The sequence below is a fragment of the Knoellia sp. B-D-2 genome, from assembly GCF_057714695.1.
Window position 1 is genome coordinate 1,307,196 of record NZ_CM173189.1, and the last position, 22,983, is coordinate 1,330,178.

At 72.0% G+C, this 22,983-nt stretch carries 20 protein-coding genes and 1 pseudogene; 6 read left to right on the forward strand and 15 right to left on the reverse strand.

Features of this window, described 5'->3' with window-relative positions:
- Positions 1–98: 98 nt before the first annotated feature.
- Positions 99–572 (forward strand): MarR family winged helix-turn-helix transcriptional regulator, encoded by a 474-nt coding sequence (locus AC3EU2_RS06280; protein WP_488178857.1) that lies wholly within the window; start codon positions 99–101, stop codon positions 570–572.
- Complete coding sequence (locus AC3EU2_RS06285) at positions 569–2,230, forward strand: MDR family MFS transporter (RefSeq protein ID WP_488178858.1); 1,662 nt, start codon at positions 569–571, stop codon at positions 2,228–2,230. The genes AC3EU2_RS06280 and AC3EU2_RS06285 overlap by 4 nt, the downstream gene beginning before the upstream one ends.
- Before the next feature lie 15 nt (positions 2,231–2,245).
- Here the strand turns inward: AC3EU2_RS06285 and AC3EU2_RS06290 are convergent, their stop codons facing one another.
- From AC3EU2_RS06290 to pdhA, 4 genes are read right to left on the reverse strand one after another with little or no spacing between them, the layout of a single operon-like run.
- Positions 2,246–3,436, reverse strand: coding sequence for an MFS transporter (locus AC3EU2_RS06290; RefSeq protein ID WP_488178859.1), 1,191 nt, complete (start codon positions 3,434–3,436; stop codon positions 2,246–2,248).
- A 58-nt stretch (positions 3,437–3,494) separates the two neighbouring features.
- Positions 3,495–5,066, reverse strand: a complete 1,572-nt coding sequence (locus AC3EU2_RS06295; RefSeq protein WP_488178860.1) for a dihydrolipoamide acetyltransferase family protein — start codon at positions 5,064–5,066, stop codon at positions 3,495–3,497.
- 28 nt (positions 5,067–5,094) lie between these two features.
- Positions 5,095–6,081 (reverse strand): alpha-ketoacid dehydrogenase subunit beta, encoded by a 987-nt coding sequence (locus tag AC3EU2_RS06300; protein WP_488178861.1) that lies wholly within the window; start codon positions 6,079–6,081, stop codon positions 5,095–5,097.
- On the reverse strand, positions 6,078–7,286 hold the full coding sequence (gene pdhA, locus AC3EU2_RS06305; RefSeq protein WP_488178862.1) for a pyruvate dehydrogenase (acetyl-transferring) E1 component subunit alpha: 1,209 nt from the start codon (positions 7,284–7,286) through the stop codon (positions 6,078–6,080). Before pdhA ends, AC3EU2_RS06300 begins: the two co-directional genes overlap by 4 nt.
- 231 nt (positions 7,287–7,517) lie before the next feature.
- Here pdhA and AC3EU2_RS06310 point away from each other — a divergent pair, with 231 nt between their 5' ends.
- Complete coding sequence (locus tag AC3EU2_RS06310) at positions 7,518–8,213, forward strand: hypothetical protein (protein ID WP_488178863.1); 696 nt, start codon at positions 7,518–7,520, stop codon at positions 8,211–8,213.
- A gap of 77 nt (positions 8,214–8,290) precedes the next feature.
- Here the strand turns inward: AC3EU2_RS06310 and AC3EU2_RS06315 are convergent, their stop codons facing one another.
- Together AC3EU2_RS06315 and hisC are read right to left on the reverse strand one after the other, a co-directional pair.
- A complete protein-coding gene (locus AC3EU2_RS06315) occupies positions 8,291–11,575 on the reverse strand; it encodes a S8 family serine peptidase (RefSeq protein ID WP_488178864.1) in 3,285 nt (1,094 codons plus the stop codon).
- 223 nt (positions 11,576–11,798) lie between these two features.
- Entirely contained in the window at positions 11,799–12,899 is a 1,101-nt protein-coding gene (gene hisC, locus AC3EU2_RS06320) for a histidinol-phosphate transaminase (RefSeq protein ID WP_488178865.1), read from the reverse strand.
- A gap of 98 nt (positions 12,900–12,997) precedes the next feature.
- Between hisC and AC3EU2_RS06325 the strand changes: the two genes are divergently transcribed.
- From AC3EU2_RS06325 to purB, 3 genes and pseudogenes are all read left to right on the forward strand, one after another.
- Positions 12,998–13,384, forward strand: a complete 387-nt coding sequence (locus tag AC3EU2_RS06325; protein WP_488178866.1) for a phage holin family protein — start codon at positions 12,998–13,000, stop codon at positions 13,382–13,384.
- Between the two features lie 146 nt (positions 13,385–13,530).
- Positions 13,531–13,992 (forward strand): annotated as a pseudogene (locus AC3EU2_RS06330) (low molecular weight protein-tyrosine-phosphatase); the annotation flags it as partial.
- A 69-nt stretch (positions 13,993–14,061) separates the two neighbouring features.
- Complete coding sequence (gene purB, locus AC3EU2_RS06335) at positions 14,062–15,471, forward strand: adenylosuccinate lyase (RefSeq protein ID WP_488179446.1); 1,410 nt, start codon at positions 14,062–14,064, stop codon at positions 15,469–15,471.
- A 104-nt stretch (positions 15,472–15,575) separates the two neighbouring features.
- Here purB and AC3EU2_RS06340 read toward each other — a convergent pair whose 3' ends face one another.
- The 9 genes from AC3EU2_RS06340 to AC3EU2_RS06380 form a co-directional block, all read right to left on the reverse strand.
- Entirely contained in the window at positions 15,576–16,211 is a 636-nt protein-coding gene (locus tag AC3EU2_RS06340; protein ID WP_488178867.1) for a VOC family protein, read from the reverse strand.
- Between the two features lie 88 nt (positions 16,212–16,299).
- On the reverse strand, positions 16,300–17,115 hold the full coding sequence (locus AC3EU2_RS06345; protein WP_488178868.1) for a TrmH family RNA methyltransferase: 816 nt from the start codon (positions 17,113–17,115) through the stop codon (positions 16,300–16,302).
- Complete coding sequence (locus AC3EU2_RS06350) at positions 17,115–17,531, reverse strand: pyridoxamine 5'-phosphate oxidase family protein (protein ID WP_488178869.1); 417 nt, start codon at positions 17,529–17,531, stop codon at positions 17,115–17,117. Before AC3EU2_RS06350 ends, AC3EU2_RS06345 begins: the two co-directional genes overlap by 1 nt.
- Positions 17,532–17,552: 21 nt before the next feature.
- Positions 17,553–18,335, reverse strand: coding sequence for a DUF1206 domain-containing protein (locus AC3EU2_RS06355; RefSeq protein WP_488178870.1), 783 nt, complete (start codon positions 18,333–18,335; stop codon positions 17,553–17,555).
- On the reverse strand, positions 18,332–19,144 hold the full coding sequence (locus AC3EU2_RS06360) for an HAD family hydrolase (RefSeq protein WP_488178871.1): 813 nt from the start codon (positions 19,142–19,144) through the stop codon (positions 18,332–18,334). Before AC3EU2_RS06360 ends, AC3EU2_RS06355 begins: the two co-directional genes overlap by 4 nt.
- Before the next feature lie 14 nt (positions 19,145–19,158).
- Entirely contained in the window at positions 19,159–20,001 is an 843-nt protein-coding gene (locus AC3EU2_RS06365) for a siderophore-interacting protein (RefSeq protein ID WP_488178872.1), read from the reverse strand.
- The gene (locus AC3EU2_RS06370; RefSeq protein WP_488179447.1) at positions 19,998–20,795 is read right to left on the reverse strand and encodes an ABC transporter ATP-binding protein; all 798 of its coding nucleotides are present in this window, start codon (positions 20,793–20,795) and stop codon (positions 19,998–20,000) included. The genes AC3EU2_RS06365 and AC3EU2_RS06370 overlap by 4 nt, the downstream gene beginning before the upstream one ends.
- Positions 20,789–21,823, reverse strand: coding sequence for a FecCD family ABC transporter permease (locus AC3EU2_RS06375; protein ID WP_488178873.1), 1,035 nt, complete (start codon positions 21,821–21,823; stop codon positions 20,789–20,791). The genes AC3EU2_RS06370 and AC3EU2_RS06375 overlap by 7 nt, the downstream gene beginning before the upstream one ends.
- Positions 21,824–21,902: 79 nt before the next feature.
- Positions 21,903–22,970: a FecCD family ABC transporter permease gene (locus AC3EU2_RS06380; protein ID WP_488178874.1), complete on the reverse strand. Its 1,068-nt coding sequence runs from the start codon at positions 22,968–22,970 to the stop codon at positions 21,903–21,905.
- Positions 22,971–22,983: the final 13 nt, after the last annotated feature.

Below are 22,983 nucleotides of genomic sequence, written 5' to 3' on the forward strand. Positions count from 1 at the left end.
CTCGGCTCTCCTGCGGCCTGCGCCCCGGGTCCCTGCCTCCCTCCAGTCCCGATCGGTGAAAGTTGCACGAGGGGCGGTCGTGGGGTCAGACTGCTTGTATGCCGCAAGCAACAGACCCGCCGGACGTCCGGGTGGCGTTCGGTGACGCCCTCGTCCGCGCGATGAAGATCATGGCCGCGGTGAGGCAGCGCGCCCCGCGGGTGCACCCCGACGTCGACCCCATGGGCTACCCGCTGATGTTCAACCTGCGTGAGGAGCCCCGCCGGGTCTCCGACATCGCTGCCGCCATCCACCTCGACGTGTCGACCGTGAGCCGCCAGGTGAGTCACCTCGTCGCCCAGGGCTTCGTCGAGCGCCTCCCCGACGCCTCCGACGGCCGGGCCCACGTCCTCGCGCTCACCGAACCCGGCCGCGACCTGCTCGTCGCCATCCGCGAGCGCCGCAACGCGTGGCTCGCCGAAGTCACCGCCGACTGGGACGACGCGGACCTCGCCGACTTCGACCGACTCCTGCAGCGCTTCGCCGACGACGTCGCGGCCCACCCCCTCCTCAACGCCAAGGACCTCGCATGACCGCCACCACCGACCTGCCGCTGACCCACCGGCAGATCGTCACGATCCTCGTCGGGCTCATGTCGGGGATGTTCCTCGCCGCGCTCGACCAGACGATCGTCGCCACCGCGATCCGCACCATCGCCGACGACCTCAAGGGCCTCGAGCACCAGGCCTGGGCAACGACGGCCTACCTCATCACGTCGACGATCGTCACACCGCTCTACGGCAAGCTCTCCGACATCTACGGCCGCAAGAAGTTCTTCACCGCGGCCATCACGATCTTCGTCATCGGGTCGGTGCTCTGCACCTTCTCGACCTCGATGCTCCAGCTCGCCGCCTTCCGCGCCGTGCAGGGGCTCGGCGCCGGCGGCCTCTTCTCGCTCGCGCTGGCCATCGTCGGCGACATCGTCCCGCCGCGGGAGCGCGCCAAGTACCAGGGCTACTTCCTCGCGGTCTTCGGCACCTCGTCGGTGCTCGGCCCGGTCGTCGGGGGCTTCCTCGCCGGCTCCGACGACATCCTCGGCATCACCGGCTGGCGCTGGGTCTTCCTCGTCAACGTCCCGATCGGCATCGGCGCCCTCCTCCTCGTGAGCAAGACGCTGCACCTCCGCCACACCCGCCTCGACCACCGCATCGACTGGACCGGCGCCGCGCTGCTCTCGGCCTCCCTCGTGCCGCTGCTGCTCGTCGCCGAGCAGGGTCGGGAGTGGGGCTGGGGCTCGACGAACGCCATCGCCTGCTACGCGGTCGGGGTCGTCGCCGCCGCGCTGTTCTTCTGGCAGGAGGCGCGGATGGGCGAGGAGGCGATCCTGCCTCTCGCGATGTTCCGCAACCGCACCGTCGGCGTCTCGTCGGCCGCCTCGATCCTCATCGGCATCGCGATGTTCGGCGGCCTCGCTTCGCTCCCGCTCTACCTCCAGATCGTCAAGGGGGCGACCCCGACCGAGGCCGGCCTGCAGCTCGTCCCGATGACCCTCGGCATCATGTCGGGCTCGATCATCTCGGGGCAGGTCATCAGCCGCACCGGCCGCTACCGCTGGTTCCCGATCGTCGGCGTCGCGCTGCTCACCGTCTCGCTGTTCGTCTTCCACTACATCGAGTTCGACACCCCGCTGTGGCAGACGATGATCGTCATGGTGTTCTTCGGCCTCGGGCTGGGCTTCAACTTCCAGCCGCTCACCCTCGCCGTCCAGAACGCCGTCCCGCCGCAGCAGATCGGCGTCGCGACCTCGACGGCGACGTTCACCCGGCAGATCGGCGGCACCATCGGCACCGCCGTCTTCCTGTCGATCCTCTTCTCGCTCGTCCCGGAGAAGATCACCGGCGCCATGCGGACCGTCGCCCCGACGCCCGACTTCCAGGACGCCCTGCGCGACCCGGCGAACGCCGAGTTCGCCCGACAGTTCGCCGCGTCCCAGTCGAGCGGTGGCGCGGCGCAGTCCAGCGGGGTGCTGCAGGACAGCTCGTTCCTCACCACCCTCGACGAGCGCCTCGCAAAGCCGTTCCTCATGGGCTTCTCCGAGGCGATGGACCACGTGTTCCTCGTCGGCGCCGCCGTCATGGTCCTCGGGCTCGTCATCATCTGGTTCCTGCCGGAGGTCGAGCTCCGCAAGGGCTCGGCCTATCAGGAGCGCAACGACGCCGACGCGGACGCGGCCGCAGCCCGCACCCCCTGACCCCTCGGGCGTTGCTCAGGCGCGGGCGGCGCGGGCGATCCGGCGGCCCCAGGCCGCGGCGATGAGGGCCGCGGCCAGCGCGGCGCCCACCGGGAGGGCGTAGGTCTCGTGGGCGCCCCACGAGTCGACGAGGACGCCGCTCAGCGCCGTCCCCGACGCGAGCCCGATGAGCAGCCCGGTGATCGCCACCGCCATGCCCTCGGTGATGAAGGCCCGCGGCACGAGGTGCTGCACCAGCGTGATGCCGGTGATGAGCGTCGGCGCGGTCGCCGAGCCGGCGATGAACATCATCACCGTGAGCCCCCAGAGACTGTCGATGAGCAGCACGGGCGCCTCGAGGAGGAACATCGCGAGGGCGCACCAGACGAACCGTCGCGCGATGGAGCCGCTGAACGTCCGGGTGCCGAAGACGACCGCGGACAGGGCCGAGCCGAGCGCGAAGGCGCCGAGGATGACCGAGCTCATCCCGGTGCTGCCCGCCTCCTCGGCCACCGCGACGGCGACGACCTCGTTGCCGCCGAAGACGATCCCGACCATGAACAGGGCGGCTCCGACCGCCGCGACGCCGGGGCGCTGGATCGCCAGGCCGTGGGGCCGTTCGTCGTGCGGCACGACCGGTGGCTCCGAGCGGCGCTCGCCGAGGAAGAGCACGGCCCCGATCGTGAACACGACGTAGGCCAGCAGCAGCCCGGCCTCGGGGAAGAGGGTCGTCGCGGCGAGCACGCCGAGCACCGGGCCCAGGACGAACGCCCCCTCCTCGACCACCTGCTCCAGCGACATGGCGGCGTGCAGGGCGTCCGGCTCGTCCTGGAGGAGGTGGGCCCACCGGGCCCGCGACATCGGCCCCATCTCGGGGAGGAAGGCCGACACGGCATACCCGACGAAGAGCGTCCACGCGGGGGCGCCGACCGCGGACAGCCCCACGGTGACGAGCCCGGCCACGAAGGTCACGAGGACGAACGGCATCGAGGCGCGTCGCTGGCCGCGTTTGTCGACGAGCCGCCCGATGACCGGGCCGGCGACGGCGAGCACGATGATCCCGCCCGCGGACACCGCACCGGCGAGCCCGTAGGAGTCCCGTCGCGTCGAGATCATGACAATGATCGCGACGCCGAACATCGCGCCGCCGACCCGCGACAGAGCGCTCGCCGCGACGAACCGCCTGGCCCCGGGGACAGCGAACAGGGGCCGGTAGGTCGAGAGCACGGCTCACTCTCGCACGTCCCCTTTCCCGCCCGGGGCGGGAAAGGGGGTGCTCGTGGGGTCAGCCCCAGACGAGACCGCGTGACGGGTCGCCGAGGATGGCGGCAACGTCCGCGAGGTAGCGCGACCCCAGCTCGCCGTCGACGAGGCGGTGGTCGAAACTCAGCGCCAGCGTCGTCACCGACCGCGCCTCGATGCTCTCGTTGCCGGCTTCGTCGGTGACGACCCACGGACGCCGGCTGATGGTGCCGAACGCGAGGATCGCTGCCTCCCCTGGGTTGAGGATCGGGGTCCCGGCGTCGATGCCGAACACGCCGATGTTCGTGATCGTCACCGTGCCGCCGGACATCTCGGCGGGCTGCGTGCGGCCCTCCCGGGCGGTGGCGGTGAGTGCACCGATCGCCTCGGCGAGCTCGCGCATCGAGAGCCGGTCGGCGTCCTTGATGTTCGGGACGACGAGCCCGCGCGGGGTCGCGGCGGCGATGCCGAGGTTGACGTAGCTCTTGACGACGATCTCCTGCGCCTGCTCGTCCCACGACGCGTTGATGCCGGGATTGCGCCGGGCGGCGAGGATCATCGCCTTGGCGAGGATGAGCAGCGGCGTGACCTTGACGTCCTTGAACTCCTTGTCGCGCTTGAGCCTCGCGACGAGGTCCATCGTGGCGGTGACGTCGACGGTGACCCACTCGCTGACGTGCGGGGCCGTGAACGCGCTGCCGACCATCGCCTGGGCGGTCATCTTGCGCACGCCCTTGATCGGCACGCGCACCTCCCTGGAAGAGCCAGGGGCCGGCCGCTCTCCGGACCCGAACGCGCCGTATGCCGGTGTGCCGGAACCGGTCCCGGCCGCCGGTGCCGCGGCGGTGCCCGCCGGAGCGGAGGGTGCGCCTGCGGCATACGACTCGACGTCGGCGCGGGTGACGACGCCACCGTCACCGGACGCGGGGACGGAGGCGAGGTCGACGCCGAGGTCCTTGGCGAGCTTGCGCACCGGCGGCTTGGCGAGCACGGCCCCCCTTGCGTCAGCGTCGACGGTGGTTCCAGCGACCGTTGGCGCTGACGTTGCGGGGGCGGGGGCGGGGGCGTCCGCAACTGTGGCCGGGTTCTCGACCACGTCTGCGGACGCCAGCGCGGCGGGGGCGGCGGGGGCGGCGGGGGCTGCGGGGATGGTGGAGGCAGCGGGGATGGTGGAGGCAGCGGGGATGGTGGAGGCGGCGGGGGTGGCGGTCTTGCGGGCGCGGCGGGTGGTGCCGCTCGCCTTCGGGCCGTAGCCGACGAGCGTCTTGACCGGCTCCTCCTCGGCGACGTCGGGCTGCGCCGCCGCGGCGTTGTCGGGGCCGACCTCCATGGCCGCCTGGGCACTGGGCACCCCGCTCGCGACCTCCGCACCGAGGCCGTCGTCGATGGCGATGATCGGCGTGCCGACCTCGACCTCGTCGCCGACGCTCACCATGAGCTCGGACACGGTGCCGGCCCACGGGATGGGCAGCTCGACGAGGGACTTGGCGGTCTCGATCTCGACGACGATGTCGTTGATCTTCACCGTGTCACCGACGGCGACCTTCCACTCGACGATCTCGGCCTCGAGCAGTCCCTCACCGGGGTCCGGAAGGTTGAAGTGCTTCACACCCATGCGTTGCGTCTCCTCGGGAGGTCAGGGCTCAGTGGGACAGGGCGCGGTCGACTCCGTCGAGCACGCGGTCGAGGTCGGGCAGGTAGTGCTCCTCGAGCTTGCTCGCCGGGTAGGGCGTGTTCCAGCCGGCGACCCGGATGACCGGCGCCTCCAGCTGGTAGAAGCAGCGCTCGGTGACGAGGGCCGCGATCTCGGAGCCGACGCTGACGAACGACGGCGCCTCCTGGACGACGACGAGCCGGCCGGTCCTGGCCACCGACGTCGTGATCGCGTCGATGTCGATCGGGCTGACCGAGCGCAGGTCGATGACCTCGAGCGAGTGGCCCTCCTCCGCCGCGGCCGCGGCCGCGTCGAGGCAGGTCCGGACCATCGGGCCCCAGCACGCGAGGGTGACGTCGGTGCCCTCGCGCACGACGTGCGCGGAGAAGAGGTCGCGCGGCGCCGAGGTGGCGTCGAGGTCGACCTCGCCCTTCTCGTGGTAGCGCCGCTTGGGCTCGTAGAAGATCACCGGGTCGTCGCACTCGATGGCCTGCTGGATCATCCAGTAGGCGTCCTCGGGGTTGGAGCAGAAGACGACCTTGAGGCCGAGGGTGTGCGCGAAGTAGGCCTCGTTGGACTCGCTGTGGTGCTCCACGGCGCCGATGCCGCCACCCATGGGGATGCGCACGACGACGGGGACCCGGATCGCCCCGCGCGAGCGGGAGTGGAGCTTGGCGAGCTGGGAGACGATCTGGTCGAAGGCGGGGTAGACGAACCCGTCGAACTGGATCTCGACGACCGGGCGGTACCCGCGCAGCGCGAGGCCGATGGCGGTGCCCATGATCCCCGACTCCGCGAGGGGGGTGTCGATGACCCGGTCCTCGCCGAAGTCCTTCTGGAGGTGCTCGGTGATGCGGAAGACACCGCCGAGCTTGCCGATGTCCTCGCCCTGGATGATCACCTTGGGGTCGCGCTCCATCGCCTTGCGCAGCCCGGCGTTGAGGGCCTTGGCGATCGTCGTCTTCGACGCAGTCATGCCTGCACCTCCTCGAACGTGTCCTGGTACGCGTGGAAGGCGGCCTTGTCGTCCTCGACCTGACGGTGCGGCTCGACGTAGACCTGGTCGAAGATGTCGTCGACCGCGGGGTCGGGCATCGTCACCGTGGCGGTGCGGACGTGGGCCGCCAGCTCGTCCGCCTCGGACTCGACCGCCTCGAAGAACGCCGTGTCGGCGATGCCCTCGCTCATGAGCCAGCGCTTGTAGCGGGCCACCGGGTCGCGCAGCTTCCACACCTCGACCTCCGCGGACACGCGGTACTTCGTCGGGTCGTCGGAGGTCGTGTGGGCGGCCATCCGGTAGGTGAACGCCTCGATGAGCGACGGGCCCTGGCCGGAGCGGGCGCGGTCGAGCATCTGGGTCGTCACGGCATAGACGGCGAGGACGTCGTTGCCGTCGACGCGCACGCCGGGGAAGCCGAAGCCGTCGGCGCGCTTGTAGATCGGCACGCGCGTCTGGCGCTCGTTGGGCTCGCTGATCGCCCACTGGTTGTTCTGGCAGAAGAAGACGATCGGGCTGTTGTAGACGCCGGCGAAGACGAAGCCCTCGTTGACGTCACCCTGCGCGGTCGCACCGTCGCCCATGAAGGCGACGACGGCCGTGTCGCGCTCGGGGTCGTCGGTGCCGACCGCCCCGTCCCGCTGGACGCCCATGGCGTAGCCGGTGCCCATGAGGACCTGGTTGCCGATGACGATCGTGTAGCCGTGGAAGTGGTGCTCGTCCGGGTTCCACGCGCCCTTGTCGACGCCGCGGTACATCGCGATGATCCGCATCGGGTCGATGCCCCGGGTCCAGGCGATGCCGTGCTCGCGGTAGCCGGGGAAGGCGTGGTCCTGCGGGCGCAGCGCGCGGCCGCAGCCGATCTGCGCGGCTTCCTGCCCGAGGAGCGAGACCCAGAGGCCCAGCTCACCCTGGCGCTGCAGCGAGGTCGCCTCGAGGTCGAAGCGCCGGATGAGGACGAGGTCGCGGTACAGCCCGCGCAGGTCCTCGTTGCTCAGCGCCGCGACGATCTCGTCGTACTCGGCGTTCGGGACGCGCTCCCCCTCGGGGGTGAGCAGCTGGACCATGTCGGGTCCGCCGTCGGCGGCCGCTCGGGGCTCGGGCACTGCAACTGCGGGGTCCACCGAGACGTGGTGGTCCACTCCGCCGACCGGCGGGGTTGCAGCGACGTCGGTGTCGCTCACGGGCACTCCTGTTCCCTGGGGCACCCGTTCGTGGCGGGATGCCCGGCTCGGGCCGCCGGCTCCACACGCTCGTGCGCGCGCGGCCCGGACGGCGGTGTCTGGGAGCCGCCCCGGGGTGGGGGACGAGTCGCCAAGCCTGCTGGGCCCAACGTACCGCGAGGGTGGCGATCCCTCCCAAACGTGCCGGTCACGGAACCCGTGGGCGCCCGGTCGCGTCGTAGGTTCATGTCCATGCCGACCTTCCGTGGCCACCTCACCGGCGTGTATGCCGTGTGCGCGCTCTGCGCTGCCGCCCTCCTCACCGGGTGCGGCTCGGAGGGGTCCGGGGGCGGCGCGGACGTGGGACCCTCGGGGATGTCCTCGTCCTCCGGCACCCCCACGCCGTCCGGCTCCCCGTCGAGCTCCCCGTCCAGCTCCGGGTCGCCCGTGATGCCCCCGAGCGGTCGCGCCCGGCCGACGAGCATGACCGGGCGGGTGACGAGCATCGAGGGCGGCTGCGTGGTCTTCAAGAGCGACCGCGGCGCCCGCCAGTGGGTCCTCATCGGTGAGACGCGAGGCCTGGTCGCGGGGACGGCATACGAGATCGACGGGGTCGCGATGGACGCGATGGACCCGCGCTGCCCGCAGGCCCTGCCCTTCCACGTCACGAAGGCGACGCAGAGCGACGTCATTGAGGACCTCCCCCCGCTGCCGTCGTCCACCACGGGATCCGCGGCGATGGTGAGCCTCACCGGCCTCGTGACTGCCGGGGTCGAGGCCGGGTGCCGGGTGCTCCAGACCGACGAGGGCACGTTCGTCCTCACCGGCGCCATCACGGTCCCGGACGGGACGCGCGTCACCGTGAGCGGCGTGAAGCGGCTCGACTGGGCGAGCACCTGCCAGCAGGGCCCGGTCCTCGAGGTCCTCACGATGACCCCCGCCGGCTGACGCCCGCCCTCCGCCGACGGCGAAGGGCCCCACGGCGACTGGTCGCCGTGGGGCCCTTGCGTCACGTCAGACCGAGGTCACGGGGTGACCGTCCCGATGAGGACCTCACCGGTGCCGAGCAGTGCGCCCAGCTCCGAGAGGACCTGCATCTCGCCGGAGACCTGGCGTCCGGGCACGGCCACGGCCGCGGCCGTGATCGCACCGGTGACCGTCGTCGACTGACCCGTGGCCAGGGACGTCGTGGTCGCCGGCACCGTGAGGGTGCCGAGACCGGTCGAGGAGAAGACGTCGAGGTAGTCGTACTGGGTCGAGCCGGACGGGATGGAGTAGCCGTCGACCTCCACCGTGTACGTCCCGGCGGCCGGGGCGTTGATCGTCACGGCCTCCTCGCTGTCCCCGTCGGCCTGCTGGGCCACGATCGCGCCGGCCGCGTTGCGGACGAAGAGGTCGAGGTCAGCTGCCGGGTCGGACGGGTTGCCGATCTTGGCGACGAACTTGGTCGCATCCGCCGGGATGGTGACCGTGAACTGCTGCACCTCGTGGTCGGCGATCGTCTTGCGAGCGGCCACGGCCGAGCCGAGCGGCCCGCCCTTGGGCGCGATCGTCACGGGAGCCCGGTCGTTGGTGACCGTCCAGGACACCGGGGTGGGGACCCCGACCTGCGCGGACGGGATCGTCTGGGTCGCCGGGTCGACGGTGACGCCCAACGCGCTCGCCGTCAGCTCGAACGGGTTGACCAGCGTCGGGGTGGTGCGACGCGCCTCGACCTGGAGCTCCCAGATGCCCGGGAGCGGGTTCGAGTAGCTGCGCGACGTGGCGTTGCAGCCACCACCGGCGTTGTAGTTGGTGAAGCACACCAGCGACGACGTCGACTCGACCGGAACGCCGGACGGGTTGTAGGCGATCCAGCGCACCTGCGACCCGTCGGTGTACTTCCCGAGGTTGACCTGGAGGGCCTTGGTGCCCACCGGGACGGAGACGAACATCTTCTGGAAGAGGTTGCGCTCGACCGAACCCGTCTTGGCCACCGAGAAGGTCGGCGCCTTGATGTCCTGGGCCAGGACGACGGTCAGCAGGACCCGCTTGTCGACGACGCTGGTGGCCGGGTCGTCGATCTCGAGGATCGCCGAGTGCACGCCCGGGGTCGAGGTCTTGACCTTGACCGGGATGTCGACCGTGCCACCGAGCGGCTGCGGACGCTGGGTCACCGGCAGCGAGAACGTGCCGTCGTTGCCGACGAGACGCAGCGCGTGCTTGACGTTGCCCTTGACACCCGAGGTGCGGGTGGACTTCACGACGACGTTCTTCTCGACACCTGCGGTGAGGCCCCCGGAGGCGGCGTCACAGCGGTTGTAGAGGCCCGTGCCCTGGTTCGGCGTCGCGAGGAAGCCGGAGAGCGGGGTGCAGACGGGAGCCGTGACGGTGTAGTCCTGCGACTTCGGGGCCGTCTTGAGCAGGGTCCACGCCTGGGGAACGTCCACGAGGCCGGCACCCTGGCCGATGGCCCCGATGTTCGCCTTGTAGTCCGCGGTCGTGTAGAGTGAGTCGCGGATCTGGCGCGGGCTGACCTTGACGCCGGTCGCCTTGGCGGCAGAGATGAGCAGGGCCGTGGCGCCTGCTGTCTGCGGGGAGGCCATCGACGTGCCGTTGAAGTGGGCGTAGCCCGGGGGGAGCGCGTAGCCGGCCTCGGGGACCGGGCCACCCGGCTGCCACGTCGGGATCGACGAGACGGCCGAGCCCGGAGCCATGACGTTGGGCTTGAAGCCGCCGTCCTCACGCGGGCCGCGCGAGGAGTAGTTGTGCAGGGCGATGTCCGAGCTCACGTCGGCGCCGTAGTTGGACTTCCACGTCTCCTTGGTGATCGAGGAGGCGACGGACACGACGTCGGTGGCGACCGACGGGTCACCGATCGAGTTGATGCCGGGTCCGCTGTTGCCCGCGGAGATGACGATCTGGACGCCGTACTCCTTGATGAGCGCGTCGTAGAGCCGGGCCCGGGCGTTGTTGCCGTCGTTGAGGGCCGGGAGGCCACCGATGGACATGTTGACGACGTCGACGCCACGGTTGGCGACGAGGTCGACCATGCCGTCGGTCAGCGCGACCGCGGTGCAGCCGCCGCCCCAGGAGCAGGCGCGGGTGGAGACGACCTTGGCGCCGGGCGCCTGGCCGTCCATGGTGCCGCCGAAGAGCGAGTGGGCAGCCGCGATGCCGGCGACGTGGGTGCCGTGCGCGGACTCGACGACGCCGATGTTGACGAAGTCGCGCTTCTGGCCGACCCAGGAGCCGCCGTAGGGCGTCATGTCGACGTCCTCGCGGTACTCGACGACGAAGGGCATCGACTCGGCGATGGCGGTGCCCGGGTTGTCGACCCCGAAGTGGCCGATGTCGAACTTCTCCTTGTAGGGGCGCATCTTCTCGGAGTCGGAGAAGGTGCGGTCCTGGTTGGCGTCGACCCAGATGTCGTGGGTCGCCTCGTCGTAGAGGATGCCCCACACGTCGGTCTTGTCACCGTCCCGGTTGAAGTCACCCGCGGCCTCGGAGGCGGTCGAGATGGACTCCGAGACGGTGGCGATCTTGTACGTACCGGCGGGCAGCGTGTACCCGCTGAAGGACGGGCCGGTCGCGGTCGTGAGCATCGGCCGCCAGGAGCCGTCGTTGTCGAAGATGGGGTCGGTGCCGGTGACCCAGTCGACGATCTTGCGCTCGCCGGTAGAGGTCTTCTGCAGGGCCGGGTGGTCGAGGTCGACACCGGAGTCGATGACGCCGATGGTGGTCCCGCGGCCGTCGAAGGTCGGGTTCGCCTTCTTGAACGCGATCGAGCCGGTGTCGCGGGTGGGCATGAAGGGGTTGTCGTCCGGGGTGGTCGCACCCGGAGCCGAGACACCGGCCGCGGCGCCGGAGGCACCGTCGACGTCGGGACGCGGGAGGGCGATGCGCTCGTTGAGGTCGACGGCCACGATCGCGGCGTTCTTCGCAACGGCGTCGACCTTGCCGGTCGGGATGCTCGCGCTGATGTAGCCGACCTTGTCGTTGACCGTGCCGACGGTGCCGCCGCTGGCCGTGATGGCCTTGACGGCGGCAGCCGTCTGGCCCTTGGCGGTCGCGATCATGACCACGACGCGCGCGGTCTTGTCGGTGACGGCCTTCTCGAGCAGGTCGCGGTCGTGCCGGCCCAGCTTGTCGCCGGGCTTGGCCTTCTTGACCTTGTCCTTCTGCGGCTGCGCGGTGGGCGCCTTCGCGACGGTGAGCTCTCGGTCTCCCGGTGCCGCCCCCGACTGGGGGGCAGCGGCTGTGACGGCGAGTGCCGCGGCAGCGATTCCGGCGACCGTCGCGAAACTACGGCGCAGAGTGCGTCGGGTCACGTCGGGGTGTCCTCTCGGTGCTGTGTTCGTGGGACACGGGTCTGCGCCCACGACAATCCGCCCGCGATCGCGGACGGAAGAGCCAGTGTGACCGCTCGATGCCCGACCCGCCAGAGGTAAAGCAAAGAAATCTGTGCGTTACATGGGAAGGACACGCCGGGACGGCCGTCGGAACCCCGCTCAGGCCCCCGACCTGCAGCGACGCGCCCAGCCGACCGAGTCGTCAGGCGCGCGGGAAGGCCGCCATGACCTCGAGGAACCGGTCGTTGGCCTCGGGCTCGGCGATGGTCACGCGCACCCCGTCGGTGCCGTACGGGCGCACGGTGAGCCCTGCCGCCTGGCACGCGGCGACGAGCTCGGGCGTGCGCTCCCCGACGGGCAGCCAGACGAAGTTGGCGTCGGTGTCCGGCACGTCCCAGCCCTGGTCGGCCAGCCCGGCGAGGACCCGGGCGCGCTCGGCGACGAGCTCCTTGACCCGGACGTCCAGCTCGTCGAACGCCTCCAAGGAGGCGACGGCTGCCACCTGCGCCAGGGAGTTCACCCCGAACGGGATGGCCGCCTTGCGCAGGGCCTGCGCGACGGGCTCGTGCGCCACGGCGTACCCGACCCGCAGCCCGGCGAGACCGTACGCCTTGGAGAAGGTCCGCAGCACGGCGACGTTGGGCCGGGCCCGGTGGATGGCGAGCGCGTCGGGGGCGTCCTCGCTCGTGACGAACTCGAGGTAGGCCTCGTCGAGGACGACGAGGACGTCCTGCGGGACGCGGTCGAGGAAGGCCTCGAGCTCGTCCCGGCGCACGCTCGGGCCGGTCGGGTTGTTGGGGGTGCAGACGAGCACGACCCTGGTCCGGTCCGTGACGGCGTCGGCCATGGCGTCGAGGTCGTGGCGGGCCTCGCTCGTCAGGGGCACCGGCACGGCCGTGGCGCCGGAGAGGGCGACGAGGATCGGGTACGCCTCGAAGGAGCGCCACGCGAAGACGACCTCGTCACCGGGGTCGCAGCAGGCCGTGATGATCTGTCCGAGGACGCCGACGCTCCCGGGGCCGGTGGAGATCCGCGCGGCCGGGACGTCGAGACGCTCCGCGAGCGCCTCGGTGAGGGCGGTGACCCCCATGTCGGGGTAGCGGTTGATCTGCCCGGCCTGCTCGCGGACCACGTCGAGGACCGACGGCAGCGGCGGGTAGGGGTTCTCGTTCGACGAGACCTTGTATGCCGTCGTGCCGGCCTGCGCGACCGCAGGCCTGCCCGCGACGTATGCCGGGACGGCGTCGAGCGCGTCGCGCAGGCGGACCCGCGTGGAGGGGGCCGAGGGGGTGCTCTCGCTCATGCTCGCCACTGTAGGGCCCGGCGCGGAGCCCGAAACGCCGACGTCGTCGAGGGCCGGGTTCGCGCCCGCCACCCGCACGCCCGTGGGAGCATGCAGAGGTGCAGAACTTCCTGATCCGAGTCCTCATCAATGCCGTCGCCCTCTGGGCGGCGGCCGGCCTGATCTCCGGCATCAGCTTCGGCGACGAGGACGAGTGGACCAAGAAGATCGTGACGATCGTCCTCGTCGCGCTCCTCTTCGGCCTCGTCAACGCCGTCATCCGGCCGATCGCCAAGGTGCTGTCGTTCCCGTTCATCGTGCTGACGCTGGGCCTGTTCACGTTCATCGTCAACGCCTTCATGCTGCAGATCACCGAGTGGATCGCCGAGCCCCTCGGGCTGGCGTTCACCATCGACGAGTTCTTCTGGGACGCGGTCATGGGGGCCGTCATCATCACGCTCGTCTCGTGGCTCCTCAGCGTCGTGCTGCCCGAGGACGACGACTGAGCCCTTTGCATCCACCGCGTAGGTGAGGTGCAGCTTGTCGAGCAGGCCGTCGCCTCCTCCAGCACGGCGCGGTCGGTGGGATCGCCGGACCACACCCAGGCGTGCAGGGGTCCGCGTCGCGCCCGAGCCCGTGTGAGGATCGGGACATGAGTCGACCCCCGCGAGGCGGGCGGACGGCATACCGGATCGCGGTCGTCTGCACCGGCAACATCTGTCGCTCCCCCATGGGCGAGTGGCTCCTGCGGGAGGCCCTCGACGACGCGGGCCTCGGCGACCGCGTGGAGGTGAGCTCGGCCGGGACGTCCGCCCAGCAGAGCGGCAACCCCATGGACCCGCGCACGCTCGCCGTGATGCGCCGGGGTGGGCACCCCGACGCCGGGTGGGACGGGCACCGGGCAAGGCCCTTCGACTCCGGGGACTTCGCCGACCTCGACCTCGTGCTCGCCGCCGACCGGGGGCACGAGCGGGCCCTGCTCCGCCTCGCGCCCACCGAGGAGGACCGGGCCAAGGTCCGTCTCCTGCGCTCGTTCGACCCGGGGACGACCCCGGACGACGTCGACATGGCCGACCCGTGGTGGGGCGACGACGACGCGTTCGAGCGGACCTACGCCGAGGTGCGGGGCCGCGGTGCCCGGCGTCGTCGAGCACGTGCGCGCGGCAGTGAAACAATGACCGCCATGGGCTCCCTCGCTGACGTCACCCCCGCCATCGCGCTCGGCGCCCTCGACGGTCGCTACCGTGGCGCGGTCGCCCCGCTCGTGGACCACCTGTCCGAGCCTGCGCTCAACCGCCAGCGGATCCACGTCGAGGTCGAGTGGCTCATCCACCTCACCGACCGCGAGGTCGTCGCGGGCGTCCGGCGCCTCACCGACGAGGAGAAGGCCCGGCTGCGCGCCGTCGTCGCCGACTTCGGCCCGGCCGAGATCGCCGAGCTGGCCGAGACCGAGAGCGTCACGCAGCACGACGTCAAGGCGGTCGAGTACTTCCTCAAGAAGCGCCTGGCCGAGATCGCCCCGGCCGCCGAGGACGCGGGTCTCGCCGAGCTCATCCACTTCTGCTGCACCAGCGAGGACGTCAACAACCTCTCCTACGCCCTCATGGTGCAGGGCGCGATCGAGGACGTGTGGCTGCCCCGCGCGAGCGCCCTCGTCGAGGCGCTGTCGACCATGGCCTCCGACCTGCGCGCGGTCCCCCTGCTGTCGCACACGCACGGCCAGCCGGCGACGCCGTCCACGCTCGGCAAGGAGCTCGCGGTGCTGGCCTGGCGGCTGCAGCGCCAGCTGCTCCGGGTCGAGGACGCCGAGTTCATGGGCAAGCTCAACGGTGCGACCGGCACGTACGGCGCCCACCTCGCCGCCGTCCCTGACGCGGACTGGGAGGAGGTGAGCGAGACCTTCGTCGAGGGCCTCGGCCTGACCTGGAACCCGCTCACCACCCAGATCGAGAGCCACGACTGGCAGGCCGAGCTCTACGCCGACGTCGCCCGCTTCAACCGGGTGCTCCACAACCTGTGCACCGACGTCTGGACCTACATCTCGATGGGCTACTTCGCCCAGGTGCGTGGCCAGGGCACGGTCGGCTCGTCCACGATGCCGCACAAGGTCAACCCGATCCGCTTCGAGAACGCCGAGGCCAACCTCGAGGTCTCCAACGCCCTCCTCGACGTCCTCGCCTCGACGCTCGTGCAGTCCCGCCTCCAGCGCGACCTCACCGACTCCTCGATGCAGCGCAACATCGGCGTCGCCCTCGGCCACTCGCTCCTCGCCCTCGACAACGCGACGCGCGGCCTGGCGGGGCTCGACGCGGTGCCCGAGGCGATGGCCCGCGACCTCGACGCCAACTGGGAGGTCCTCGGCGAGCCGATCCAGTCGGCGATGCGGGCGCTCGGCGCCCAGGGCGTGCCCGGCATGGAGGAGCCCTACGAGCGGCTCAAGGAGCTGACCCGCGGCCGGCGCATCGGCCAGCCCGAGCTCGTCGAGTTCGTCCGCGGACTGGGCCTGCCGGCCGACGTCGAGGAGCGCCTCGCCGCGATGACCCCGCAGTCCTACGTGGGGATCGCCCCGGCGCTCGTCGACCACCTCGCCTGAGCCGGTTGCACGGAACGGTTCGCGAACCACACCGGTGCTCGTGAACCGGATCGAACCGGTTCACGAGCGAGGTCCGGGTTCGCGAACCGGGTCGTGCAGGCGGGTCAGACGGTGACGGGGCCGTTCGGCGTCTCGAAGGTCACCGAGAGGATGCCCGGGTTGCCGCGGGGGGCGACGAAGTTGAAGTCGATGCCCTCGGGGACGTAGTCACGGTCGACGCCGATCCAGTCGCGGACGCGGTTGGGGTCACCGGCGATCTCGAGCGAGCGCAGCGAGCACTCCGTCGGGCCGACACCGGAGGGGTGCGGCACGTCGGTGTCCCACTCGACGAAGAACGGCAGCTGCGGGTCGGACTGCAGGCCCTTGACGCCCAGCTGCTTCCAGCGGAGCTCGACGCCGTCGGGACGGTGCCGGCTGCCGTTCACGGCCTCGCGGCCGAAGCGCGCCTCCTGCACCGCGATGTCGTCGACGGAGAGCACCCAGCCCAGCCAGCCGCCACCGGCGGCGGAGCGGGCCCGGACGACCTGGCCGAAGGGAGCCTTGTCGGACGCGGGGTGGTCGAGCACCTCGACCACCTCGAGGTAACGGTCGCCGAGAAGCGGGAGGATGACGTTGCGCGTCCCGAACCGCGGGTGCACGCCGCCGTCGACCCCCTCGACACCGAGCTGCTCGGCCAGTCGTGCAGCCGTGGCCCGGGCACCGTCGTTCTCTGCGGCATAGACAACATGGTCGACTCGCATGCCGATCATCGTGACACACGGCAGAGGGTGCTCTTGACACGGGGCCACCCCGCGGGGTCGAGGGGGCAACCGGAGCCGTGACCTGCGGTTACGCCGATCGCTGCCGCACGGCCTCGTAGACGACGATCGCCGCGGCCGCCGAGGCGTTGAGTGAGTTCACGCTGCCGTGCATGGGGATGCGCACCCGCGCGTCCGCGGCCCGCAGCGCCTCCTCGGTCAGCCCGAACTTCTCGGTGCCGACGGCGATCGCCACACCCCCGGTGAGGTCGGCCTCGGTGTGCAGCGTCTCGGTGTCCGGGGTGGTCGCCACGAGGCGTATGCCGGCCTCCCGCAGCCAGGCGACCGTCTCGCCGAGGGTGGCGCTCGCGACCGGGACGGAGAACACCGTGCCCTTGGAGCCGCGCACGACGTTGGGGTTGCCCCAGTCGGTCACGGGGTCCACGGCCACGACCGCGTCGACGCCGGCGGCCTCCGCGGTCCGGAGCATCGCGCCGAGGTTGCCCGGCTTCTCGAGGCCCTCGCAGACGAGCAGCAGTGGTGCGGGCGGCAGCCGGAGGTCGGCGAGGTCGCCGCGCACCGCCGGCACGAGGGCGAGGAAGCCGTCCGGTCCCTCGCGGTAGGCGACCTTCTCGAACGCGGACCGGGAGACCCTCACCGTCTCGACCCCGGACGCCCGGACGTCGTCGACCAGGGCCAGCTGGGCGTCGGCGTCGAGCATGAGCTCGGGTGAGTAGAACAGCGTCCGCGGACGCACCCCGGCGTCGAGCGCCAGCCCGAGCTCCTCGAACCCCTCGACGACGGTGACCCCGGCCTCGTCGCGGGCCCGGCGTCGGCGCAGCCCGACGAGCTGCTTGAGCCGCGGGTTGGCGGGCGAGGTGATCTCGAGGTCGGGACGCGACGACATCAGTCGGCCTTGGCCTCGCCCCACCCGTGCCAGTGGTCGACCCGGACCCAGCAGCTCACCCGGGGGCGGTCACGGACCCGGTAGGGCTTCCCGGTGTAGTGCACGGACAGCCGGTCGATGTCGGCGAGGGCCTTCCCGGGGTCGTCCTCCCAGCGCACGACCTTCCCGCGGACGGACACGTGGGTGTACCACTCGTCCTCCTTGATCGCGGTGAGCGCGACCTCGGGGCGCTCACGCATCCAGTCGAGGCGCGCGCGGCCGGCATCCATGTTGAGCAGCACGGTGCCGTCGTCCTCGACGAGGTACCACGTGGCGACGGACATCGGGGCGCCGCTCGGCCGGAGGACGGCGACGACGGCGGGGTTCGGGCGCGCGAAGAGCTCGGCGACCTCGGGCGGCAGGGGGGCCTTGGGCATGTCGCCCATCCTGCCCTGTGTTCAGAGCTTCGCGAGCCGCGCCTTGACGAACGCGTACACGCCGTAGGCCGCGATGCCGAGCGCGACGAGGGTGAGCAGGTAGGGGCCGAACGGCTGGTCGCGGACCTCCTTGAGGGCGGCGTCGAGGCCTCCCGCGTCGGCCGCCCGGGAGGACACGGCCGCCGACCCGAAGAGGAGTCCGACCACGGCGAGGGCGACTCCCTTGGCGAGGTAGCCGGCGCGCCCGGCAGTGACCGCCCAGGGGGCGGGGTGCGAGCGCAGCTCCTCGAGGAAGCCCTTCGTCCAGCCCTTCCAGACGTGGTAGCCGGCTGCCGCGAGGACGGCGAGGGCGACGAGCCCGACGAGGACGCGGCCGCCCGGGCTCGACATCAGCCCGGCGGTGGCCTCGTCGGTCTTCTGCTCGTCGGAGCTGCTGGCGCCGCGGGTGACGGCGTAGGCCGACCAGGCGAAGAAGGTGTACATCACGGCCTTCGCCGCGGCCTTGGCCCGGTCGCTCGCTTCGCCGCCGTGCCGGCCGACGACGGCCTCGGTGGCCTGCCAGACGGCGAGGAGGAGGAACCCGATCGCGGCCAGCCAGAGCAGGATCGGCCCCGTCGTGCCCCCCGCGACGGTCTCGAGGGCACCGGACTTGTCGGCGCTGTCGGAGCCGCCCCCGATGCCCCAGGCGATCCTCAGGGCGATCCAGGCGATGACGAGGTGGATGACCCCGCTCATGACGAACCCGAGCCGGGCGCCCTTCTCGATGATGTCGTGGTCGCCGACCTTGCGCGCGGTGTCAGTCACACCAGTGATTGGAGCACAGGAACGAGGCCGTCGTCGTCGACGTCGAGGGTCGTCTCGTCGGCGGCCGCCTTGACCTCGTCGGGCGCGTTGCCCATCGCGACCCCGCGCGCGGCCCAGTGCAGCATCTCGAGGTCGTTGCGCTGGTCCCCGACGGCGACCGTGTGGATGGGCTCGACGCCGAGTCGGCGCCGCACCAGCTCGAGCGCGGAGCCCTTGCTCACGCCCTCGGGGTTGATGTCGAGCCAGGCGGTGAACCCGACGGCGTAGTTGACGCCGTGCAGGCCGATCCGCTCGGTGAGTGCGGTGAAGTCCTCGCTGGTGCCGTTGGGCGACCGGAACGTCACACGGGTCACCGGGTCGGCGAGCAGCTCGTCCCACGACACGACGGTGATCCGGCCCTCGAGCTCGCCGTCGGGGAAGGGTGCGCTCACCTTGAACCCCACCCCCAGCTCCTCGACCGCGACGACGGCGTCGGGCCACTCGCTGCGGAGCAGGTCGAGGGCGGGCCGGGGGTCGAAGGTGACGGCCTCGATCACCTCGTAGCCCTCGGGGGCCCCGGGGTCGAGCCGCAGCGTCACCGCCCCGTTGGAGCACACGGCATACCCCGTGCTGATCCCGAGCCTCGCGAGGATCGGGAGGGTCGCGAGGATCGCGCGCCCCGTCGCGATGGTGACGTGGTGCCCGGCGTCGACCGCGGCGCGCACGGCGGCGTGGACCGCGTCCGACATCTCCCCGGCGTGGTTGATCGTCGTGCCGTCGACGTCGAGCGCGACGAGGTGCGGGGTGAGCTGGGCAGGGGCGGCCGTCATGGTCGCCAACCTATCTAGCCGCGTTCCTGGCCGAGCTTCCAGTAGCCCGAGAAGAGCACGTGGCGGCGGTCGACGCCGGCCTGCCTGACGAGCAGGCGGCGACCCTCGGTGACCATGCCGGACTCCCCGCACAGCCACGCATACGCGACCCGGCCGAGGTCGGCCTCGCCCAGCGCGGGCAGGACGGCCGACCCGGGGACGCCGTCGGTGCGGTCGTGGACGTGCACGTCGGCTCCGCCGAAGGCGTATGCCGTGAGCACGGCCCGGTCGGCGACCTCGACGTGGATCGCGGCCCGGTCCACGACCTCCGGGTGCGCGTCGACGATCGCGGCCAGGGCCGGGAGGGCCGTCTCGTCGGCGACGAGGACCATCGGGCCGTCGCACTCGTGGCCGCGGAAGAGCGCGCCGCCGGATCGGAACCCGACGCGGTCGCCGACCTGCGCGGCGCACGCCCACGTCGAGCCGGGACCGGAGTCACCGTGGGTGACGACGTCGACGTCGATGGTCCGGTGGAGCGCGTGGTGGGCCCGGATCGTGTACCAGCGCAGGCTCGGTCGCTCGGCTTCGGGCAGGTCGGCGATGGCGGCCCGGACGTTCTCGCGGGTGCCGTCGGGGAGCGTCAGCGCTGCTCCCACGCGCGGCATGAGCAGACCGAAGTACTCGTCGGCGCCGACGAGCAGGAAGTCCCCGAGCTCGTCCGCGGTGAAGGTGATCCGCCGCATCCCGCCCCCGAGGTCGCTGACGGCGGCCACGGTCATCTCGAACTGGGCGTCCCCCTCGCGGTAGATCGGCGACGCCATGGTGAGCCGGGCGTAGGTGGTGGCCGCCTCCATGGCGACGCGTTCGAGGACGGTCATGACGGGTCTCGCTTCCTGCGGTGGGGGATGACGACGGGGTCGCCGGTGGTCGGGTCGGTGACGACGGACGCCGCGATCCCGAAGACCGACTCGATGACGCGGGGCGTGACGATCTCGGACGGCGCACCCTCGGCGACGATCTCCCCACCACACATGGCGACGAGGTGGTCGGCGTAGCGCGCGGCCATGGCCAGGTCGTGCAGCACCATGACGACGGTGGTGCCCTCTCGGGCGTTGAGGTCGCGGACCAGCTCGAGCACGTCGATCTGGTGGGCGATGTCGAGGAACGACGTCGGCTCGTCGAGAAGCAGCACGGGGGTGCGCTGCGCGAGGGCCATCGCGATCCACGCCCGCTGGCGCTGGCCGCCGGAGAGGCTGTCGACGGGGACGCGCGCGAGCTCGACGAGCTCGGTCATCTCCAGCGCCCCGGCGACGACGGCCTCGTCCTCGCGCGACCACTGGCGGAAGAGCCCGTGGTGCGGGTGGCGCCCGCGCTCGACGAGCTCGGCGACGGTGATGCCCTCGGGCACGATCGGCTGCTGCGGGAGCAGGCCGAGCCGCTTGGCGACCTCCTTGGTGGGCAGCTCGCCGATCACCTGCCCGTCGAGGAGGACCTGCCCCTCGGTGGGTGACAGCAGCCGCGAGAGCCCGCGCAGGAGGGTGGACTTGCCGCAGCCGTTGGGCCCGACGACCGCGGTGACCCGGCCGGCCGGCACGACGAGGTCGAGGCCGTCGACGACGACCCGCTTGTCGTAGGCGAGGGTGAGGCGTTCGGCGACGAGGGTGCTCAAGATGCCTCCTGGAGGGTCCGGCGGCCCGCGACGAGCAGCCAGACGAGGACGGGGGCGCCGGCGAGCCCGGTGACGACACCGACGGGGTAGGCGGTGCCGGGGACGGCGTACGCACTGAGGTGGTCGGCGGCCAGCACCATCGCGGCCCCGACGAGGGCCGCAGCCGGGACGGAGGTGCGCCCCCGGGTGAGGCGTCGGGCGATCGGGCCGCTGAGGAAGCCGACGAAGGCGATCGGTCCGCAGACGGCGGTGGCGGAGGCGGTGAGGAGCACGACGAGCGCGGTGACGACGAGCCGCATCCGGCCGGCGCGGACGCCGAGCCCGGCGGCGAGGTCGTCGCCGAGGCCGAGCACCCCGAGCTGGCGGGTCACGACGACGAGCAGCGGCAGGGCGACGGCGACGACGACCGCGAGCCGGGCGATCTCGCCCCACGTCACCGAGCCGAGGCTGCCGGTGAGCCAGACGAGCGCGTCCTGGGCGCGGTAGATGTCGGCGCGCAGGAGGACCCAGTGCACGACCGAGCTGAGCACGGCGGCCAGCCCGACCCCGACGAGGATCATCCGACCGGTGGCGGCCCCACCCCGGCCGGCGAATCCGTGGATCGTGGTCGCGACCGCGACCGCCCCGGCGAAGGCGACGAGCGCCACCGGGGTGCCGGTCCAGCCGAGGAGGACGACCGCGAAGACCGCCGCGGCGCTGGCGCCGAGGTTGATGCCGAGGACGTCCGGGCTGGCCAGCGGGTTGCGGAGCATCGACTGGTAGGCCGCCCCCGCCGACGCGAAGGCCGCTCCCGCGAGCACCGCCATGCAGGCCCGGGGCAGCGTCGACTCCATGAAGATGAAGGACGCGCCGGGGATCGTGGTCCCCGTGACCATCCGTATGCCGTCCACGAACGAGATCCGGTAGTCGCCGAGCAGGGCCCGCAGGAGGAACAGGGCGACGACGAGCGCGCCGAGGGCGACGAGGAGGACGCGCTGCCGACGGTGGACGCCGCGCCTCGCCTCGCGCAGGGCCAGGACTGCCGTGGTCATGCGGGGTGCCCGCGAAGTATCTGGCGGAGCGCAGCGGGGCGGGTCCCACGCTCTGCGTGGGCAGAACTTCGTGGGGTGCTCATGCGACGTTCATCCGGCGGACGAGCCCGACGAGGAAGGGGGCGCCGATGACGGCGCAGATGATGCCGGCCTGGACCTCGCTCGGCGCGGCGACGACCCGGCCGAGCGTGTCGGCGGCGACGACGAGCCCTGGACCCGCGAAGACGGTGCCGAGGAGGATGCGGCGGTGGTCCGGGCCGACGACGGCCCGCACGACGTGGGGGACGAGGAGGCCGACGAAGGCGATCGGCCCGGCGAGCGCGGTGGCGGAGGCGGCGAGGAGGATCGCGCCGGCCGCGGCGAGCAGGCGGTGGAGCAGCACTCGCTGCCCGAGTCCGCGGGCGAGGTCGTCGCCGAGGGCGACGGTGTTGAGCACCGCGCCCGACGAGAGGGCGAGGAGGAAGCCGACGACGAGGAAGGGTGCGACGTCGAGGATGATTCCCGCGTCGCGGCCGGCCACCGACCCGACCTGCCAGAAGCGGAAGACGTCGAGGGCGCCCTGGTCGGAGACGAGAATGGCCCCGACGATGCTCGTCGAGGTCGCCATGACCGCGGCGCCGGCCAGCGCCATCGTCACGGGCTGGGCGCGCACCGGCGCGAGCAGGGCGAGCAGCTGGACGACGACCGCCGTGACGATCGCACCCGCGAGGGCGAACCAGACGTAGCCGCCGACTCCCGAGATCGCGAAGAGCTTGATGCCGACGACGACTGCGAGGGCGGCGCCGGAGTTGATGCCGAGGATCCCCGGCTCGGCGAGGGGGTTGCGGGCGAGGCCCTGCAGCACGACCCCGCAGACCGCGACCGCGGCACCGACGACGAGCCCGATGAGGGTGCGGTCGACCCGGGAGGCGACGATGCCGGCCACGTCGTCCGAGACGGCCCCGCCCGTGAGGGCCGCGACGACGTCGGCCGGAGCGACGGCCTGTGTCCCGACGAGGAGCGAGAGCGCGACGGCCAGGGCGACGACGGCCACCCCGCCGGCGACGACCGTGCTCGCGGGGACGCGACCGCCCCGGCCCACCTCCGCGGGGAGGTGGGCCGGGGCAGCCGGCGGCACGCGGGTCCCACGCTCTGCGTGGGCCGTCACACCGGGCTCACTG